Raw genomic sequence first — 18,903 nt, forward strand, 5'->3', positions numbered from 1 at the left:
CCATGATGATCTTCTGGCTGACGATATCGTCGAAGCCATGGATCTGTTTTGGATTACCAGTGAGCACGATGGCTGCGTCATGGACCTTGAGATCGGGTGCACCGAAGGCAACCTGCCGGCAGCGCTCCGGCGTGATCGAGAGACCAGAGGCCACCGCATCGAAGCGGCCGGCCAGCAGCCCGGGGATCAGGGCGCCAAACTCGGTGACCCTGATGTCGATCTCCTTGACGCCAAGTTCGGCAAAGGCAGCCCGCAACAGATCAGGATGCCATCCCTTGGCCTCGCCGGTGGCTTCATCACGAAAGCCCCATGGCGTCCGGTTGTGGATGCCGATGACGATCTTGCCTTCGCGCAGCACACGCTCTTTGGTGGTCTCGGCCAAGGCCGTGCCGCCAGGCATGACAACGATCAGCGCAAGCAGAGCGCTCCACATGAATGCAAGACGCAGGCGTACAGGACTTCTAAAGCTCATGCTCTCTCTCCCATTGTTGTAAAATGTTGCGTCGACCGCCAATGCAGGGACGTCTGACGTGCATTGACGTGTGGCATCGCAGTCTCGCCTCCCGCGAACCTGCAGTGCGTTCAGCTTCGCCGTGGAAGGCTTTCGCCGGCTGTGGTGCCGCGTTCACTGCCGGCGTGGAGCCGGTCGTCCGCCGGTCGCGGCGGCAATTCCGCGCTGCGGTCGCTCAATGCCTGGAGATCCGCCAGGACCGACTGAATTTGCGGCCAGGGGAATGCCGATGTGTCCCCCAAGTTCTCGGCACCGCCCACAATGATCGTCAGCTTGGCGATCACCCCGGCAAGTGACTGAGCGGGTGTGGCTGCAAGAGCGTCGAGGATCTCTTCTTCGGCCTCAACGGCTTGTGCCTCGGCTGCTCGGGCTCGCGAGTATCCGACCTTCTGGTCAAGCTCGTTCCAACGGGTCTGACGATCGCTAAGCACCGCAGCCTGCGGCGTGCCCTGCCGGGCGTCCTCAGGCCCAGCATCGGGTTCGGAAGTCGCCAGGGCGTTCCTGATCCTTATCTCAAGACGTTGCTGCAGCCGGCACAAAACCACTGCCATGTGATGGGCTTGTTCCCACTCCTGCAGCAGGACAACGCATGGGTCGAGCGGCGCCCGTAAGCGCACAGCCTTTACAATATCGCCAACTGCCCCATCGTCATCCACAACACAGCTCTTCCTTCGTCCCCCTTGGGTGACGAAAGGCAAAGCTGTGGTATTGTCGGAATCAGCCATGATCCGAGCTCCAACCAGCTAGGGTTTGGTCAGGCCAGCCAGAGCGTAACCGCGCTCTGGTTGGCTGAATAGTGTGCAATGCAAGTGCACTGCACGTGCGAAATATGCACGGCCGAGCGGAAAGTTCAAGCACTGAATTCGATGACCAAGAAACCTTTTACGACCCGACTTGATCCTGCAATTTTAGAACTAGCTCAAAAGCTGGCAGAAGTGGACCGTCGATCGATTACTGCTGTCATCGAGGTTGCGCTCATTGAATATGCTGGACGTCGCGGCATTCGCGTGCCGGAAGACACAAAGGCGTAGGTAGCACGTCGAACTTTGGCAGAGACGTTGCCGCAGTACGATCAAAAGGGTTTGGCAAAATAATCAACTCGCGTGCGGCGCACTTCAGCGTGAGCTGCGCAGCAGGCGTCAACCTCATTCGAGCGGCGGCAGAACCGGCATGCGACTGCTCTCGCTACAGCAAGAAATAAGCATCCTTGGTGAGCGCGTTGAAGCCGGACAGGTAGGGCGGGTCGCGGCTGCCAACAAATTAGACATGGCAAACACCATGTCGGCCATCGCTAGCTTGTCATGGTTTAGCGAAGCGCGGCTCGCGAGATCTGGCTTTCAGCCGTGCTGCTTAATCCGGAACGCCACGCAAATCGGATCACCAGCTCGGTCAGATCAGTGGGCGACATAACCAGCGTTTAAGCGTCATTTGTGAGAGCAGGGGATAGGCATAGTTGGCAATATACGCCTTCTTTTCCTCGTCCCGACGGCTGCAATGCGCCCCGATCCGGTCGTCCACCCCCAAGAGTCGGAATTCCCGAATCCCGCCTTTGGTTCATAGCTAATTGCCAGCAAAAATAGATGACGGATATGGGACATTGCCGACTTTCAGCCGTGGAAATCCAGAATAGCTGCCATAGACACGCACGTCGCATCTCCCAACCGGATTAACTGATCGTCGCTCACAGGTGCGATAGACAAAATGCCGGCGCATTTCATATCGTCGAAGTTCGAGGCTGAAACGCTGCAAAGAATATGCGAGTGAAGTAAAATATTGGGGACTATAACCGACGCGACTGGGCTGTTGGAACTTTGCCATGGGAGGGGAACGAATGGATACGATGTATCGCAGCGCGTCTGCAGTGGCTATTGGCCATGGGTAAGCGTCGTTGACACTCAATCCGAACCAGTTGATCCAAGGAAGCCAGATCGAGGGCTTCCCCAAGGCCTATGTCATCGGCGCCTACGATACGCGGATCACCTTTTATTCGCAGCAGGTCCGCGCTCTGGCGCTGGCGCATGCGCTGCATGTCGAGCATCATATCGGCCCGAGTGCTCGCATCGGTGTTATCGGCGGCGGCGCAGCAGGGGTGATGCTGGCTGCGGCGCTGGCGTTGCAAAGCGATGCCGTCATCCAGCTCTTCGAGAAATCGGAAGTATTGATGCCGCTGCAACGCACGGCAACCCGGCGTCGGCTGGATCCGCGCATTTATGAATGGCCGCGTAGCGACGCCGAACATGAAATAGCCGAACTGCCAATCCTCGACTGGACATCTGGCTCGGCCGCCGATGTGCGCCAGGCGGTCCTCGGCGAATTCGAGGCTGTGAGGGCTGCAACCGGAAGCCAGATCACGACCCACCTCCATCACAAGATCGAGACTGTCAGCACCACCGCGCATGGCTATCGGATCGATTTCGAACGAGATGGCGCCGACGGCGCTCGTGAGCAGTCGCAAACCGAAGTCGATCTTCTGTTCTTTACCTTTGGATTTGGATTGGAGCCGCCTCGACCGATCAAGCACACGCCTACCGAGAGTTACTGGTTGGATGGGGGTATTCCCGGCGCGGCCATCGACGGCAAGGCGCGCCCCTGCTTCTTCATCAGCGGGAATGGCGATGGCGGTTTAATCGACTTCGTCGCCGCCGCCAGCGCAGCGTTCGACCATGACGCGATGATCCGCACGATCGCGCATAGGGAGGGCGTCATGGCGCTTCGCGACGAGCTTTTGGCGGTCGATGGCGAGGCCCGCGCAGCGGAGGCCGCAGGCAATGGCTACGATTTTGTCGCCGCCTATGACGATAGGATCGGCGCTCAGGTAGCCGCGCTCGGCCTGATCGATGAAATCGCGGCGCGATTGCGACCGGGGGTACAGCTCATCTTGCAGACCCGCGAACCCGATTTGATGTCGGTCAAGACGGCCACCCTAAATCGGCTGGCGACCTATCTCGTCATCAAGGCATGCAAGCAGGATCCGGTGCGGCAGTTCGAGCATGTCGTGTGCGAAAACGTAACTCCGCTCGACCCGCCTAACGATGTCGACGCGCCCGCCTTTTTGCTCGATTGCGACGGGCGCCCAATTCCTGCCGACAAGGTGATTGCCAGGCGCGGCCCGAACCGGGATGCGGCCCGGGCGCCGTTTGCGGCCATGCTGGCGAATTTCGAAGCAGAACATGCCGTCTGGGTCGGCCGGTTCCCCGACGATAGCATTGCACCGACGCTGAGCGAGGACGCCCGGGCGCATTTCGTCCGCTTGTCCAAAGACAAAAAGCTTCCCTTGCCGCGATATCGTCATGAAGCCGCCGCCCAGGTGATGCCTCTACGGGTTAAGGTCGCTCAGCACGGCCAAATGGCCCGCTGGTCGGGCGACATCACCCTAGACCAAGCGACGACCATTTGGGGCCGTGATGCCCGGGCCTCGAAATTGCTTGTCGAAGCAACGCCGGAACCGTTGGGTCCGCTGGCCTTCGCGACAGCCCGGCTGGGCCTCCATTGCCAGCAACCCTGGTTCGAAGTCGATATCCCGCATTGGCAGCCCTTCCTGACACGCCTATCCTGCGAGTCACGACATGCTACCAATCTGGCGCTCCCAACCTTGCGGGCGAGAAGCAACGACGCCTCGGCCCTGAATGCCTCCGAACTTCCGCCATCCGATATGGCCACCCGGTTGCATGAGGCGATGGACCGATGGATCCTCGACAAAATCTCCAGTCATCTCGACGGCTATTTGACCCGTGGCGAGGATCCGGGCCACCTGATTCCGTTCAAGGCAGCCGCTGATATCAGCGCGGCAATGTCGGCTACTTGGACCGAATGGCGAGCGGTCTTCCTTGCGCATCCTCCGTTACTTGCCCGCTTCCTCCGCTTGTCGCTGTGCGCTCAGGACTCGGATGATCTTATAGACGAGGCTCGATGCCTCGTCGGCCCTCTGCTGATGAAGCAGTTGACCGGCGCCATTGCCGTGACGCTCGCGATCGCCAGCGTGTGGCAAGTCATGGCGCCTCATGACGCGCCTCCCGGCAATCTGATGCGAACATCCGGCAGCGCGATCCGAACCGGTCATAGCTGTGCCGCCGAGTTCCTCGACGGCGATCTCATGCCGATCCGGGCGTTCAAATTCATGTGGCGGACTCATTTCGTGGTGTTGCCGATGGTGAACAGCCCGAGCGGGTTTTCAACGATGGCCGATACCTCGCTAATCAAGACCGAGCTCATCGTGCCGAGACTCACCGAGCCGGGTCAAACGTCCAATCTCGTTTTGACCGTTGATCAAGCCTTCATCGAGGCAGTCGGTATCAGCGTCGCAGCTCTTGGCGCGCTCCTCGATGGCGCCGAGGCAGCGCATTTCGCGCATATGGCCAAAGCTATTGAAAAGTCCCAAGAGGTGCCAGCATGACCGATCAGCCGTCACCATCCCCGGCTCAGGACACGCTGCGCTGGGTAGCCGACACGCTCAAGGCATATGCCGAGGAGGCCGATCTTCCATTTCGGGAGGCGCCCGAGTTGGCCTCTTCGGCCTTCAAGGGCGCGACGGAAACCAGTGCCGCCAGCATCGCTTCCCGCGATTTGCCCGTCAACTGCGGTGGACTCGAGATCGGCCGCTATCATGTCCTGCTCGGACTTCTCCCCGAGGCCCCGCGAGAGGAGGATATCCTTGAGACGCTGCGGCTGTTCCGCAATCAATGCGTCGTGGCGCGATCATATATCGCCCCCAACGCCGCGCTCGACCTGCAACTCTATCTGATTGGCCCCAGAGGAAGCGAGATCGCAGAACCCTGGCATCCGCTTGCTCTGCTCGTCGAGCGAGACGAGCGGGTCGCGCGCAAGCTTGTCTGGCTCCGTCCCGACCATGCAAACAACGATATCAAGAGTTTCGCCGATTTCACCAAGCGCAGTTTTCTTGCGCGCCCATGGAAGCATGACGCCCGATTTTCGATGGCTACGCTCGACAATATCAGCCAGGCGGCACCCGACGAGGATATGCCGCGCACCACGGCCGGTGAATGGGTGAAGCTCGCGGCGGAGCATCGCGGCGATCCAGCTGCGCTCGTCGACGGGCTGGTCAGATCTTGGGAGAAAAGGGGAACGCCATGAACCCGCTATACCTCTCGCGTGTCGAGCTGAAGGATTTCCGAACTTTCGGTAACTTCGCGCTGGATATTCCTCCGACGCCGGGCCTTATCCTTTTGGTCGGCACCAACGGACTGGGCAAAAGCAGCTTTTTCGACGGCATAGAATGGTGCCTAACAGGCGAAGTGCGCCGCTTCTCGAATCACATCGCACGCCTTAAGGAAGCCGACTATCTAACACGGCGAGATGCGGAAAAGGGCGCGCATAAAGCTACGCTGCGCTTCAATCATGGCGTCCCACTCACGCGAACTGCGACCCTCAAGCCAGATAAGCAGGCTTTGATCGATCTGCTCAAGTCGCCAGCTTGGGGCGATATCAGCGATGTCGGACCCTATCTCGCATTCACCCATTTTCTCGGCCAGGCGGCGCAGCAGCGCTTCACGAGCCGCAAGCATAATGAACAATGGGAGGCCTTGAAAGGACCGAGCGGTATCGACCGGCTCGAAGAAATCCGTCTCGCGCTACGCGGCACACCTACAACCAACGCTTTCCGCAAAAGGCTCGAAGAGGAGCAATTGCGCCTCGATCAGGCCGAGACGACTTTGATAGGCTGGCGCGACCTCACGGACCGGCTGACCCGTCTCCGCGAGGGGGGCGCACTCATCGGTGTGCTGCCAGCGTCGGAACTTGAAAACCGGTTTGCCGCCTTGGCGCAAGAATTCCAAAACCGAACGGGGTCGTCGATAGACGAGGGCGGCGCTGATCTGAGCGGACGCTTGATCGTATTGAGACAAGCGATCCAGGGAGCGATGGATCGAGCCAGCGCCACGAGCGCTGGCCTCGAACCAATGCGTGCGATTGCCGATCGCTATCTCGCGCTTGTTCCACAGTCCGATCCCACTGGCCAGCAGCGGGCCGCGGCGAAGGCTGCGGTAACCGAAGCTACTTCCGAGCTCAGCTTAGCCGAACTCGCAGGTCTTGGCCTCGGCCGTTCATCGACTGAGCAGGCTGGGCTGGTGACCGCCGCGGAAGCCGAGATCCAACGCTTGATGCTTCTCCGACAGCTGTTCGCTGAGCGCGAGCGGCTCAGCGGCCAACAAAAGGCAATCGCGGCGCAATGCGACGAGATCAGCACTCTGGAGGGAGCCAAACAGAATTCCATTATCGACCAGACCGAACGCCTAGCGACCGCGCGCGACAATCATGTTCGACGGACGGCTTTGGAAGCACAACAGGCAGCGCTGCGCGAGATCAGCCTCCGCATTCAAGATCTCACGGCGCTGAACGCGACGCACGCTGCACGCGAGGCCGCAGTCGCGGCCACGAAGGGCGCGGCCGACGAGGCGGCCACGAAGTTGCCCGAGATTCGCTCGCGGCGCAGCGCGCTCGACGTCCAAATTGCGACGAGTGAGCAGGAGTTGATCGCCCTGCGTGCCAAGGCCTCCGACATGGCCGATGCGCTTGCGCGCCTCGCCGGGCACATCGGAGAGCATGATCAGGAATGCCCCGTCTGCTCCAGTGCCTTCGGACCCGGCATACTCCAGTCGCTGGCAAATGCCGCCGCCGCCGAGCAAAATGGCGCTTTGACCGAACGAGCCCGTCTGCATCAGATCTTGGTTGATGGGCGCAGCGCGTTGAACAGCGAACTGGTTGCGGCCCAGCAGGCGGTTGACAGCCATAATGCCGAAATCGCCGCCGCCGCCGCGACGCTCTCGTTGCTGTCTAGCGCGCGCGACGATATTGCCCAAAGCCTCGCTACTAACATCGACGGCGATCTGGCCGCCGTCGCCGAGGCGCGGCTTCAAAAGATCGCGGCCGACCTTTCATCCCTTCTGGCCAACGGGACCTCCGGAGAAGCCATGATTGCTTCGGCCGAGGCCGACATCGCCAAGTCGACGGCGGAACTCAACGCGCTGCGCGAGCGCCGGAACGGTGTCGATCAAAGCGCGCTCGCCAACAGAAACGCTCTGCAGGCCATCACCGAGCATCTGGATGCACTGCCCCAGCCATTGCCGGTCTACTCGGCCGTCGAAGGCCTTATCATGGAGCAGCAAAAGACCTTGGCATCATTGCAGGCGCGCCAGGTCGAGCTGTCTACCGAGCTAGCGACGGCGCATGCCACCGAAGGTGTCGCCCGCCAGCGTCTTACCGCCGTGCAGAATGAACAAGACGCCCTCGATGAGCGGATCGCCGCGGCCGACCGGGATATGGTGGCCTTGACGGCACACTGGGCGGGCGGTGGCCTCGTCGGCACGCCCAAGCACGATGCAATCGAAGCAATGGCTAACGTCTTGAGGCAGCTTTCCGCCGATCTCGCGACCATGCTCAATCGGCACGAACAGCTGGCGGTCAATTTGGAGGGCTTGAAGAAACAGGAAGATCTTCAGAGCCTCATCGCCGCCATGGAAACCGAGGCGGGCGCCGGCGCCGCCGACGATCCCGCTGCGCATGAACGCCAGCTTCAGGATGAGATCGCTGCCAGACGCAAGGCGCTCGAACTCACCAAGGCAACTCAGGAGGCAGTAAAGGCCTATTCGCAAAAGCTACAGGGTGAAGCCGACGCGTTCTCGACCCAGTTCCTTGAGCCGCTCAACGACATGGTCGAAAATTTCAATCGTGCGCTGCTCAGCACGCCAGGGGAGACAGTCGAGTTCAGCGCCGATCATGCGGTCAACCGCACGCAGTTGGACATGCAATTGCGCTATGCCGATGAGATCGATAACGAGCTGTATAACCGGCAGTTGCCGCCCCAGCTGGTACTGAGCGAGGGCCAGATGGCCGCCAACGGGTTCAGCATATTGTGCGCGGCGAGTACCGCCTATCCGTGGTCCAATTGGCGCGCCCTGCTGCTTGACGATCCGCTCCAGCACAATGATGTCATCCACGCTGCAGCCTTTGTCGATCTGATGCGCAATCTGGTCGAAATGCAGTCCTACCAACTGCTTATGTCAACACATGATCGCGCCGAAGGCGCTTTTTTGGCTCGGAAGTTCGATGCGGCCAATTTGCCCTGCACCGTCATCACACTCACGGCGCCGTCTAAGGAGGGTGTCCTTACTGACCCAGCGCAATACAACGCCGCAGCACATGCCCTTATGAAGTCGCGCTTAGGCAATACTGCATGATCGCTTAGCATCCGGTACTCGCCGCCTCAGACGGAGTATCGGTCTAGCGCGAAGCACCGCACCATATCTTTCTGCACGGAAGGCTATCAAGCATCGACGCGCCGACCAATGGCTGATGTAAGGCGCTACCTACCGCTTGCGACCCCGCGCGGAGACGGCAGCTATCGAGCGCTCGCCTCTGGAAACCGGACAGGCAGAAGGCGGCCCCACCGCAGCTGCAGCTGCGATACGCGCACAGCCATCGTGGGCGCCGGCAATAGCGCGACAACGACCACGAGCGCACCATCTGATAAGCACCGGCTAAAGGCGGTTTCGCGCAACAGCGACTACTGGCAGTGCGTCGACTGCGGGGGTGACACTATTCTAGCCCCGCGTTGCCTTGAGCCCCGACTCGACCCCCTTGAATGGCGACGATGAGGTCACGCTGTCCAGCATGGCGCACATCTTGTTGGGCCCATCAAAATTGAATGCCAAGCACCGCTCATCTGTGGCGCACGCCAACACACAATCGGCATAGCCCGCCCGCACGTTCGAGTAAGCTCCGCCAATCACTACCGTGCCCTTAGCAAAGACAAGGCTGGAGTACTGAAGGTTTCCCTGGATGGCCCTTTTCGCACCCATTGCGGCATCTGGATTCCTTATGAGGATCGAACCGTTGTTTTTCATGAAGCATGCAGCGTGTTTCTTGTCATACGTGAACGCCATGCATTGGCCATCTGCCTGGCATTGAGCTTGACACTGATCGATCGAGACGTTCCAGACTGGCATGCCAGGCAGGTCGCCACCCATTACGTCCCAACCGTCCTGTACGGACAACACGTCGGCAGTGGCCAAGGCGTCTTTTCGCTCTCGGTCCATATCGAAATCATTTGGTACGAAGGTGGCGTCGTCGAGCCAAGGGCAATGGCTAGCCAATTCTCGCGCCGTACTGTCGTCAAGGCCGATCGATGCCAAGGTTTCTGGCGATGACACTGGCGCTAGCGGCTTCGACGTCGGCGAGGGCCTGTTCACTAGTCTTACCTGGACTTCAACACCGCTGTTGGCCACTCGCCGCGTGTAGCACCAAGCCGTGTCCCAAATCGGGTCTTTCTCAGTGCCGAAATGATGTCCAGACTCAAGTTCCCATGTGCTGCCCTGAAACGGTACTTTCCGAATTGCAAACTTCACGAAATCGAAGGTGTCAGGATTTGCAGGATCCGTTGACGGCCGTTGTGGCTCCGGCGACGTCGGAGTGCTCGTTTTGCCCTGCTTGGCGACCACCTCGCCGTCAGGTGGCAATCTCTCGACGCTTTTGTCCGCCGATTTGGTGGGCTCTTTTGTTGAAGCCTCACTTTTCGCAACCGTTGGCGCTTGGGCAACTGGCAAGGCATCGCGATCAAAGACAAGCCACGTCCCGATACCGATGCCTATTGCGGCGACGGCGATGGCGGCTCCCGTGGCCATCCGCCGAAAAGCGTTGGCCCGAGCAATCGTTTCATGTGCAGCTGCCTCGGCCTGCAGAGTGGGAATTGCCGATCGCTTCACCTGCAGATCTATCGCTTGTTCGAGAAGCTCAGTGTTATGGCGTACGAGCACGTCTGCTACCTCGTTTTGCTCCCTTCGTCGGGTCGCTCAGACCTATCTCAAGTTCGCCTTCGAGTTCCTTCTCGATGGTGGCGTCCGACAGGTCCATGCGGTGGCCATTGCCTCTTGCCGACACTTTGACCAGATCGGCCACCTCCGGCGGTAGCTCCCTACCCAATGCCCGACGCAATGCCTCAGGATCGTCGGTAAGAACGGGTACGTAGAGGATCTCCTTGATGACCTTCTCGACTTCGATGGGAACCTCGACCCGCTTCTCCACCTCTCTGTCGACTGGCACTTGTATCGGTACTTTCCGGATCCGGCGCCACCGCCAATGAAGAAGCATTCGGCGTAGCAGGCGCGATAGTTTGCTATCGCGCTGAACATCGGACTGCGTGCCTATACGTTGCAAGGCGAGGGCGACCATCGCGGTGATAGGCCCTGCCAATGCGGCAACAAAAGCAAGCGAAGCAAACCAGATGGTCGAGACTGTACCGGCTTGAGCGTCGGTGACGTCCTCTGGCTTCACCCCGTACCAACGAGCGGCCAGCCGACGGATTTGATCGTTTCGAGCGACCGGAAGGCGCTCCGTCTCGAGGCTGGTCAGTTTCGTTGCGATGGCATCTTGTCGCTGTTGGTTCTCCGCGAGGGTCTCCAATTTACGTGCGCCCGCGTCTTGTGCGGTCGCCAGCGCCGTACGTGCCTCGTCAAGCTTGCGCTCCCAATCTTTGGCGGTGTCGTCGTAGAGCTTCTCCAGATCGTCCCGCCTTGCCTGGAGTCGCTGTTTGTCTGCTGGCGTCATCGCCGGGCTATCTTTCCGCAGCACTTCATACTCGACGCGAGCTGCGGTGACCGATGGCTCCATCTCCGCCAATTTCGGCGCGAATTCAGCCTCCTTTTTGAGCCGCGGGTTGGGCAGTTTATTCAGGGCTTCTTCGCTGCGTTGAACCGACGCCAGGTCGCCGGCCTCGCGAGCGCTTTTTATGCGCTCGACGAAGCTGTCTCGCTGTCGTTCGAATTGATCAACGGCCTCCTTGATCTCTCGGTCGCGCCGTTCCACCAATGCGCTCAACGCTGCCTTTTTCTCCTCCAATAAATCCTTTGCCCGCATCGCAGCGGGAGAAAGGGTGGTTGCTGCCTGCAGCAATTCATCAACCTCAGTGATCCTTGCACGCAATTTATCACGCTCGGCATCAGCCAAACTGCTGAGTTGCTCCAAATCACGTCGGGCCGCCGCCCCATCGTCAGTGTTCCGCAGGCCTTCAGCCACCGTCTTAAGGTTTGCGCTCTCTTGCTGAAGCGCGTTGGTTTGGGTGGCGAAATTGGCGTACTGGACCTCACGCATTGTGCTGGCGCGCTCCAGTCCCAGCAGGACTGTTTCAAAGGTAATGCCGGCCAAGACCAGCAGAAATGCCAGGATGACCGGTTTCCAGATCCACGAGGCACCAAAAAGAAGTGTTGCGATCGGGATCTTCGTCAGTTCGGCAATCGCAATCATGAAGAACGGCGCACTTGCAAGGACGAGGTCCATGGAGTCGGCCGTCTCGTTGGCAACAAAACCGCGATAGCTCAGCGCGATTCCGGTTGCCAATCCGATGATTGCCGCAACAATTTCGAGCGCCCATGCGCCGCGATAGGTCCACTGGCCGTAGTTCGCCAGCTTCTGGCTCATTGCCGCGTTCATGCATCCCCCCCCCACCAAACGAGGCCATCTTGCCATGCAGTGCGAGCGTCTGCAGCAAAATTAGAGCGCTGCTCGCTAGCGCAGCCTAGAATACAGGAGGCTCGAAGCCTCCCGGGTGCAATTGCCAAAAGAAGGCGCGGTTCGGAGCGTGGCTGCGGCGAGAGGACTGCAAGGCCTCTATTGGGCGGATCTAGCGGACGATCTGGGATTTTCTCGATCTCGTTGCCACCGATACATACTTTCAGCCTCCCGGCGACGTTTTCGAAATAGTCGGCTGAGGGTTGGCAGTGAAAGGCAAATGCGCGCCATATCGCAATGCCATCGCGTTGTAAGACTATGCTATCGAAGCAAACCCGTTCACTTATTGCCTAGGACGTGCCGGAGTTGCGTCAGTGGCAATGCACCGACCCAGCGCTGTTATCCATGTGACAGCATTGCCCGGGCGGCGAGCTCTTGCGGCAACCACCACCATGAGCGGCGGCAGTTTCAGACATCGCCAAGAAGGCTAGAACGACAAGAAGTGTCGGCTTCAATCCCAATGCCCGCTCCCTTGCGAGAGGCCAAAGCGACCTTTCGAACAACCACGCTTGGCGAAGTTTGCTATTTGACACTGCAACGCCCCTTCAGCCGGGCAATCTCTGGTTCGTGAGTATCGTCGCCCCCGAGTGGAACACCAATCATAAACACGCCCCAAGCGTCCTTGTTAGCGGTGCGCTGTTGCCGCGCCGTGATGTCGGCCAAGCGATCGCGGTCGACCTGCGTGCACTGTCGTCCATCGGACGCGACAGCCTTGATATTGGATGGTGGAGTTGCGCAGCCGGCGACAAGCGCCAGCAGACCGATTGACAGTATTGATTTCACGAAATCCCCCCGGATCTAGGCTCATCCTTGCCTCCTGTGGGAGATCCGTCAAGACATGCGGAGGGTTATCTTTTGGACTTGCGCCAGCCCGCTTGTTTGGCTTCTGCCTCTGAACAGAACCAACGCTCGCCTTTGGCCTCGGAAATCTTGGTCTGGCGATAAAACTTTTGACCAGGGGCGTGGTAGATGCGCTCACCCTCTGCACTGATGTTTCCTTTGATGTCGCACGACGATGTGCCCAGGAATGTGAAGCTCGGGCTCGGCGCCACTGCTGTTGGCGCAATGTCTTCAGTCTGTTTTGCCCGCCAGTCCCATGGTTTTTGAAACTGGCCCTGCCAAATGCCGCGCTTGGCATTCTTTGCCGCGGCTTGGTGGCCAGCATACTCGAGCCTTGAATATCGCGGCCAATCGAGTGCGTGACCGCTCTCGACGAGCCAACCGGCAACGGATTTGCCATCGGCGCGAAAGCAGTTGCCGACGAAGCGGTCATATTGATCCCACTCGACGAACGCGCACTTGACCGGCCGAGATGTTGACAAGAATTGGTCAAGCGCCTTCGCAGCGGTGCGCCCGCAGGCGTACTCCAAGCCCTTTGCGTCCTGGCAGTACTGTGAGCTCTCCGGGGCATCGATCCCGTTGAATCGGACGCGCTGCCCAGCAACCTCGATAGTGTCGCCATCGATCACCGAGGCGCGGCCTTGGATGGCTCTTGCAGTCGTATGCGGCGTGCTCGAGCCAAAGCTCTCGAACATGCGGCCGACCTGAGCGCCACTTCGCTCGATAGCCTGATAGGCGAAGATCCCTCCGATGATCGCCAACGTTGGGACCAGTTTGCGCACAGCATAGGGCAGCTTGCGCCGCCTCTGACGCACTCTCTGCGGCAATTTTCTCGATGGTTGGCTCCCCCAGCCTGTCAAAGCCCCTCCAGACGGCGTCGTGCAGCTGGCCAAGTAGAGGCCATGTCACATGCAGTGCCTAAATCTTCGCTCAGGCGTCTAAGTATCACAAGATTCCGTACTTCACGCGGAGCTGTTTTATCGGTAGCTTGATTAACGTGCTTAGCGCCTAAGCGACAATAATCTGCGGAGCTCTGTTGCGAACCATCGTCTAAGCGAGCTGTCGAGTATGCGGGAAATGTCCGACACATTAAGCTATTGAAAAGCCTGGCGCATCGACAGCATTCGACGCTGCGAAGCTCCCCACCAGAGGGCAGCGCGAAAACTGTGTTTGCAGACGGCGCGAGCGACACGTTAGGGCGGAATGGAGCGAGCGAATTGGTCAGCTTTTCGGGAGTAGATTCGATCGGAGGAGCCCCAGTGGGCCAGACTTGCAACTGACGTTTGAACCAAGTGCCGCAACACTGGTTATGGTAAAGTGTGCTTTACTAAGCTGGCGCTAATATACTGAAATGATCCGGCGCAAACTCATCCTCGCAAAGTCAGCTGTCGTGACCGCGATCGCGGTTGTTTCGACCTTTGCGCTTTCGTTCTCCACTAGACTAGCTCTTGGAATGCCGATCGACTGGCTCAGCTGGGTCGAATGCACCGTGGTTCCTATTGTCATCGCAATGCCAGTCGCCTCGTATATTTTCCGTCAGTCTGAGATGTATAAAGAAGCCGGTGAGGCTCTCGCGAAATCGCACGCGGCATTGAAAAAGACGCACGAAAAACTCAACTATTCGACCCGCCACGATCCGGCGACAGGGCTTTTCAATCGAGAGGCTTTCATCAGCTATCTCGCGCGTGTCCGTTGCGACGAAGATTGCGACACACTTCTCCTGATCGATGCTGATGATTTCACAAAGATCAATGACCAGCATGGCCATGCCAAAGGTGATGAGGCCTTAATCCGGATAGCCAAGGCTCTGATGTACGCAACGCGCCCCGGCGACGTGGTGGGCCGAACCGGCGGCACCGAGTTTGGCGTCATCCTGGGCGGCGTCGACAAAGATGGCGCGATGTTGCGGGCAGACATGATCAGACGGCAAGTTGAGACGATCCCCTCGATGAAAAGCGGTCGCGGAAGCGTCAAGGCAACGGTCAGCATCGGCGGCGCGGAGATCCGCGGCTCGGCTGATATAGCAGACAGCCTGCGTCAAGCCTCTCGATGCCTTTACGAGGCAAAACTCCAAGGTAAGAACCGCGTGTCTTTCACCTACAAATCGGCATAGCTTTCCGGGGAGCCGACCGAAGACTGCCGTGTGGGGTCATGTTGGTGCGGCTGCTTTTGTCCTGGCTAGCGTGGGTGCCTTGGTTTTGCGGCCGAGCCCTAATTCCCTGGCCATCCGAGAACGCAATGCTGAATAGTTGGGTGCGACCATGGGATAATCGGAAGGAAGATTCCATCTGGCACGGTATTGGTCCGGACTTAGATTGTATGTTGTTTTGATGTGGTTTTTAATAGATTTAAACTTACGCCCGTCTTCCAAACAAATAATATAGTCTCCTGTCACAGAGTTTTTGGTCGGAACGGCTGGGCGTAGAAATCGCGCGTCAGAAAACGGCTCTCTCGATGGCTTTACATCAACAAATGATTTGTGAACGACTCCGATAAGATCGCCAATATCGCGCAACGGGACCGCATTATTTGATACATATGCCGAAACTACCCTCGCGATGAGTTCCACGGGTAGACTCACTACGCCGCGCCTAACAGAAAACATTTCCATCTTTCTGTTCCAGCTTATTTTTGTATGGGCAATGCCTATAAGATGCCTTCCCCAATGGCAAGATGCACTTCAGGTTGATTGTTCACGCAAAACATTACCTTGGCGTGCGCTGCGTCGCAGGCCCCGCTATGTGGGGTTGAACGCGGCTCGAACCCGCGCGCGCTCGTTGCTTGACCCTACGTTAGGGCCGACTAATGTCCGACCCAGGCTCAACCCTTGCTGCCATCCCGCCGGACAGGCTGCAGAGCCAGCGCCCGCGCTCGAGCCGCCAACCCCCTCAAAAGCGCGGGCGCGCCTTTTTTGATTTCCCATCAATTGACATAGCTCTTGCCCATCACTTCCTTTTAGTGCTGACTAATGTTGGGGGTATTCTGGAAATGGCGGGGAGCACGGCCAATGAGGTATCGCGAGGTCCAGGAGCAGCTCAGGCTTGTCGGAATTCTGATTAGCAAGAGAGGGGAAAGCCTTCGGGTCAATCATTTCTCAGGAGGCCCCGAGACCGCATACGTTACATCAGATTTGGAAGAGGCACTTCGGGTCGGCCTCGCCATGGCTAGACCGAAACATCTGCCCACGAACTGGTGCGCGCAGCGCCAAGCATAAGTGACAAAGGCCCCGCCACCTTACGATGACGGGACCCGTTGCCTGGGCACTTTGCGTGCCGCGGTACTCATTACACGCCCGCAGATGCTCAGGATGCATCGTCAGCAATTAACATTAGCCAAAGTTAAAAAGCAGCGCCACCACCCTCCAACGGCACAGACAACATCAATCGTCAAATCTGACGGGTGGCCGCGCCATGGGCACCACCAGCGAAGCCCGAAACGTGGAGAGCTGGCAAAGCCATCGCGACCCGGCAATCGAAGCGAATTATAGGTGCGGGAGCCGCCTGCCGACGCGGGCTATTTCGCTTTGCGAGGATCGGCTACGACACCGTCGAATTGTACGGCCAGATATCGTGCGTGAGCCATTGCAATGATAATCTCTTCGAGCTTTTCTTCAGAAATGTTGAGCGGAGACCTTCGTCTTGCGGCAGCCGCAACCGCAGCAACGGATACAATCGCGGTCGATTCACCGTCCATAACCTCGTCTACGGCTTCTATGGCTGCCACCTCTGCCGCAGAACTTACAGCCCTCATCATGTGTCCCTTGGGGAAGGTCTCGGACACCATAGGCCGATGCAATCCGATGTCGATTACATTCGCAAGCGAGGAACGACAAAAAGGCCCCATCACTGATAGGGCCAAGGCGATTGGGTGGTTTGCCAGCAGTGCCGGCTACATGCCCGCTTAGCCATGGCACCGTGGCAGGCGTCAACCGCCAACACCTCCTTTTGTATAGAAGGTCTGCCCTTAGCGCGATCACCGCAGGTACCATGCTTGAAGCGCGTGACCGTTCGTGTCGCTGCCTTCGCGTTCCAGAAGGGCACGTCAGCGCAGAATGTCGTTCCACCAAGCGCCGTCCCGGTCACAAGGATAGCCCAGATTTTGAGGAGTTGGCCGCAGGCACTTGCTACAGGTTCTGCGGCGCTTCGCAAGGCGCTTAACCCGGCGAAGCTGCTATGAAGGACTTCGTCATGATTCTCTGTGTATAGCTGCCGATGACCGCCACCGCCCTTGAAATCCTCAAGACTGTTTATGGCTATGATGCGTTCAGGGGACCCCAAGCGCGCATCGTCGAGCATGTCGTGGCCGGCAACAACGCCTTCGTGCTGATGCCGACGGGCGGCGGCAAGTCGCTCTGCTACCAGATTCCTGCGATCGTCCGTCCAGGCATGGGACTCATCGTTTCACCGCTGCTGGCGCTGATGGCAGATCAGGTGTCGGCGCTGCGGCAGGCAGGGGTGCGGGCAGCCGGGCTAAACTCCGACCTTTCGCCCGACGAGCGTGGCATCCTGTGGCGCGATGTCCGCACTGGTGCGCTGGACCTCCTCTATGTCGCACCCGAAACACTGCTGCGCCCGGACGTGCTGGAGCGGCTGGATGGTGTTAAGCTGTCCCTGATCGCCATCGACGAGGCACACTGCCTGTCGCAATGGGGGCACGACTTCCGTCCTTCCTATCGCCAGCTCGATGCGGTCGTGGCGCGCTTTGCGGGCACCCCGCGCATGGCGCTGACGGCCACCGCCGACGAGCCGACGCGCGCGGAAATCATGTCGCATCTCGCCATCGCCGAGACCGACGCCTTCGTCGCCGGTTTCGACCGTCCCAACATTCGCTACGCCATCGAGGAAAAGGATAATCCGCGCGCCCAGCTCAGAGAGTTCCTCAAACGTTTCGAGGGCGAGAGCGGTATCGTCTACTGCCTGTCGAAACGTCGGACCGAGGAAACCGCGGCCTGGCTTCAGGGCCTCGGCTACGATGCGCTCGCCTATCATGCTGGCATGGACAAGGCGGCGCGCGAGGCCAACCAGATGCGCTTCCAGCATGGCGAGGCTGTCATCATGGTCGCCACCGTCGCCTTCGGCATGGGCATCGACAAGCCGGACGTGCGCTTCGTCGCCCATATCGACCTGCCTGGCAGCATCGAGGCCTATTATCAGGAGACCGGTCGCGCCGGGCGCGACGGCCTGCCGTCGGATACCCTGATGCTCTACGGCTACGACGACATCGCGCTGCGCAGCCGTTTCATCGAGGAGTCGGAGGCGCCCGACCAGCGCAAGCGCATGGAGCGGCAGAAACTCGATGCGCTGCTGGGACTGGCCGAGACGGCGGGCTGCCGCCGACAGGTTCTGCTGTCCTACTTCGGCGACCGTAGCGAGCCGTGCGGCAATTGCGACACCTGCGCGGAGCCGCCAAAATTGTTCGACGGCGCCATTGCAGCGCAAAAGGCACTGTCGTGCATCTACCGCACCGGCGAGCGTTTCGGGCAAGCCTATGTTGTCGACGTGCTGCTGGGCGTGGAAAACGAGCGCATTGCCCAGTTCGGCCATGACCGCATCTCCACCTTTGGCATCGGCACCGAGTACGACAACCGCATGTGGCGGGCGATCCTGCGCCAGTTGATCGCGCTACGCCTTATCGATGTCGATCTCGCCGGCCATGGCGGCTTGGCGATCGCGCCCGCCGGCCGCGACTTCTTGCGCGACAAGCCGACGCTGATGCTGCGCGTGCCGACGCCAGCGCGCGCTAAACGGGGCAAGGTCGGGCGCAACACGGCGCAGCCTGCCATCGCCGGCGCGGACAATGACCTGTTTCAAGCACTGCGGCGGAAGCGCACGGAAATGGCGCGCGCGCAGAACGTGCCACCCTATGTGATTTTCCACGACAAGACCCTGATCGAGCTGGCAGCAGTGCGACCCGCGTCGCGCACCGAGATGGCGAACGTGCCCGGTGTCGGCGAAGCCAAGCTCGAGCGCTACGGCCCAGCCTTCCTCATGGTGATCGCCGAGCACTCCTGACGAGGCGTTCGTCAGCTACGAATG

The 18,903-nt window shown here is 59.4% G+C and carries 13 protein-coding genes; 7 read left to right on the top strand and 6 right to left on the bottom strand.

Features of this window, described 5'->3' with window-relative positions; translation table 11 throughout:
* Both J1C56_RS13965 and J1C56_RS13970 read right to left on the bottom strand, forming a co-directional pair.
* A partial coding sequence (locus J1C56_RS13965; RefSeq protein ID WP_214390325.1) for a transporter substrate-binding domain-containing protein occupies nt 1-472 on the bottom strand: 472 nt, incomplete at its 3' end.
* Between the two features lie 110 nt (nt 473-582).
* Nucleotides 583-1,236, bottom strand: coding sequence for a hypothetical protein (locus J1C56_RS13970; protein WP_214390327.1), 654 nt, complete (start codon nt 1,234-1,236; stop codon nt 583-585).
* 141 nt (nt 1,237-1,377) lie between these two features.
* On the opposite strand from J1C56_RS13970, the gene J1C56_RS13975 reads away from it, so the two are divergent.
* The 4 genes from J1C56_RS13975 to J1C56_RS13990 all read left to right on the top strand — a co-directional run bounded on the left by J1C56_RS13975 (nt 1,378) and on the right by J1C56_RS13990 (nt 8,703).
* Nucleotides 1,378-1,542 carry a hypothetical protein gene (locus J1C56_RS13975; protein WP_214390328.1) on the top strand — a complete coding sequence of 55 codons (165 nt, stop codon included), beginning with the start codon at nt 1,378-1,380 and terminating at the stop codon, nt 1,540-1,542.
* Nucleotides 1,543-2,399: 857 nt separating this feature from the next.
* Complete coding sequence (locus J1C56_RS13980; RefSeq protein ID WP_214390330.1) at nt 2,400-4,904, top strand: ABC-three component system protein; 2,505 nt, start codon at nt 2,400-2,402, stop codon at nt 4,902-4,904.
* The gene (locus tag J1C56_RS13985) at nt 4,901-5,602 is read left to right on the top strand and encodes an ABC-three component system middle component 1 (protein ID WP_214390332.1); all 702 of its coding nucleotides are present in this window, start codon (nt 4,901-4,903) and stop codon (nt 5,600-5,602) included. The genes J1C56_RS13980 and J1C56_RS13985 overlap by 4 nt, the downstream gene beginning before the upstream one ends.
* The gene (locus tag J1C56_RS13990) at nt 5,599-8,703 is read left to right on the top strand and encodes an AAA family ATPase (RefSeq protein ID WP_214390334.1); all 3,105 of its coding nucleotides are present in this window, start codon (nt 5,599-5,601) and stop codon (nt 8,701-8,703) included. Before J1C56_RS13985 ends, J1C56_RS13990 begins: the two co-directional genes overlap by 4 nt.
* A gap of 363 nt (nt 8,704-9,066) precedes the next feature.
* On the opposite strand, the gene J1C56_RS33445 is transcribed toward J1C56_RS13990, so the two are convergent.
* Both J1C56_RS33445 and J1C56_RS14000 read right to left on the bottom strand, forming a co-directional pair.
* A complete protein-coding gene (locus tag J1C56_RS33445) occupies nt 9,067-10,278 on the bottom strand; it encodes a PAN domain-containing protein (RefSeq protein WP_214390336.1) in 1,212 nt (403 codons plus the stop codon).
* Nucleotides 10,262-11,950, bottom strand: a complete 1,689-nt coding sequence (locus tag J1C56_RS14000; RefSeq protein WP_214390338.1) for an ABC transporter permease — start codon at nt 11,948-11,950, stop codon at nt 10,262-10,264. The genes J1C56_RS33445 and J1C56_RS14000 overlap by 17 nt, the downstream gene beginning before the upstream one ends.
* A gap of 645 nt (nt 11,951-12,595) precedes the next feature.
* Here J1C56_RS14000 and J1C56_RS14005 point away from each other — a divergent pair.
* Complete coding sequence (locus tag J1C56_RS14005; protein WP_214390340.1) at nt 12,596-12,796, top strand: hypothetical protein; 201 nt, start codon at nt 12,596-12,598, stop codon at nt 12,794-12,796.
* 80 nt (nt 12,797-12,876) lie between these two features.
* Here J1C56_RS14005 and J1C56_RS14010 read toward each other — a convergent pair whose 3' ends face one another.
* Nucleotides 12,877-13,629, bottom strand: a complete 753-nt coding sequence (locus tag J1C56_RS14010) for a thermonuclease family protein (protein WP_246591371.1) — start codon at nt 13,627-13,629, stop codon at nt 12,877-12,879.
* Between the two features lie 629 nt (nt 13,630-14,258).
* Here J1C56_RS14010 and J1C56_RS14015 point away from each other — a divergent pair.
* Nucleotides 14,259-14,981, top strand: coding sequence for a GGDEF domain-containing protein (locus J1C56_RS14015; protein WP_214390343.1), 723 nt, complete (start codon nt 14,259-14,261; stop codon nt 14,979-14,981).
* Between the two features lie 36 nt (nt 14,982-15,017).
* Here J1C56_RS14015 and J1C56_RS14020 read toward each other — a convergent pair whose 3' ends face one another.
* Entirely contained in the window at nt 15,018-15,479 is a 462-nt protein-coding gene (locus J1C56_RS14020) for a Ros/MucR family transcriptional regulator (protein ID WP_246591372.1), read from the bottom strand.
* Between the two features lie 1,600 nt (nt 15,480-17,079).
* Between J1C56_RS14020 and recQ the strand changes: the two genes are divergently transcribed.
* Nucleotides 17,080-18,879 carry a DNA helicase RecQ gene (gene recQ / locus J1C56_RS14025; RefSeq protein WP_214390344.1) on the top strand — a complete coding sequence of 600 codons (1,800 nt, stop codon included), beginning with the start codon at nt 17,080-17,082 and terminating at the stop codon, nt 18,877-18,879.
* Nucleotides 18,880-18,903: the final 24 nt, after the last annotated feature.

It is taken from the genome of Aminobacter anthyllidis (assembly GCF_018555685.1).
GTDB lineage: Bacteria > Pseudomonadota > Alphaproteobacteria > Rhizobiales > Rhizobiaceae > Aminobacter > Aminobacter anthyllidis.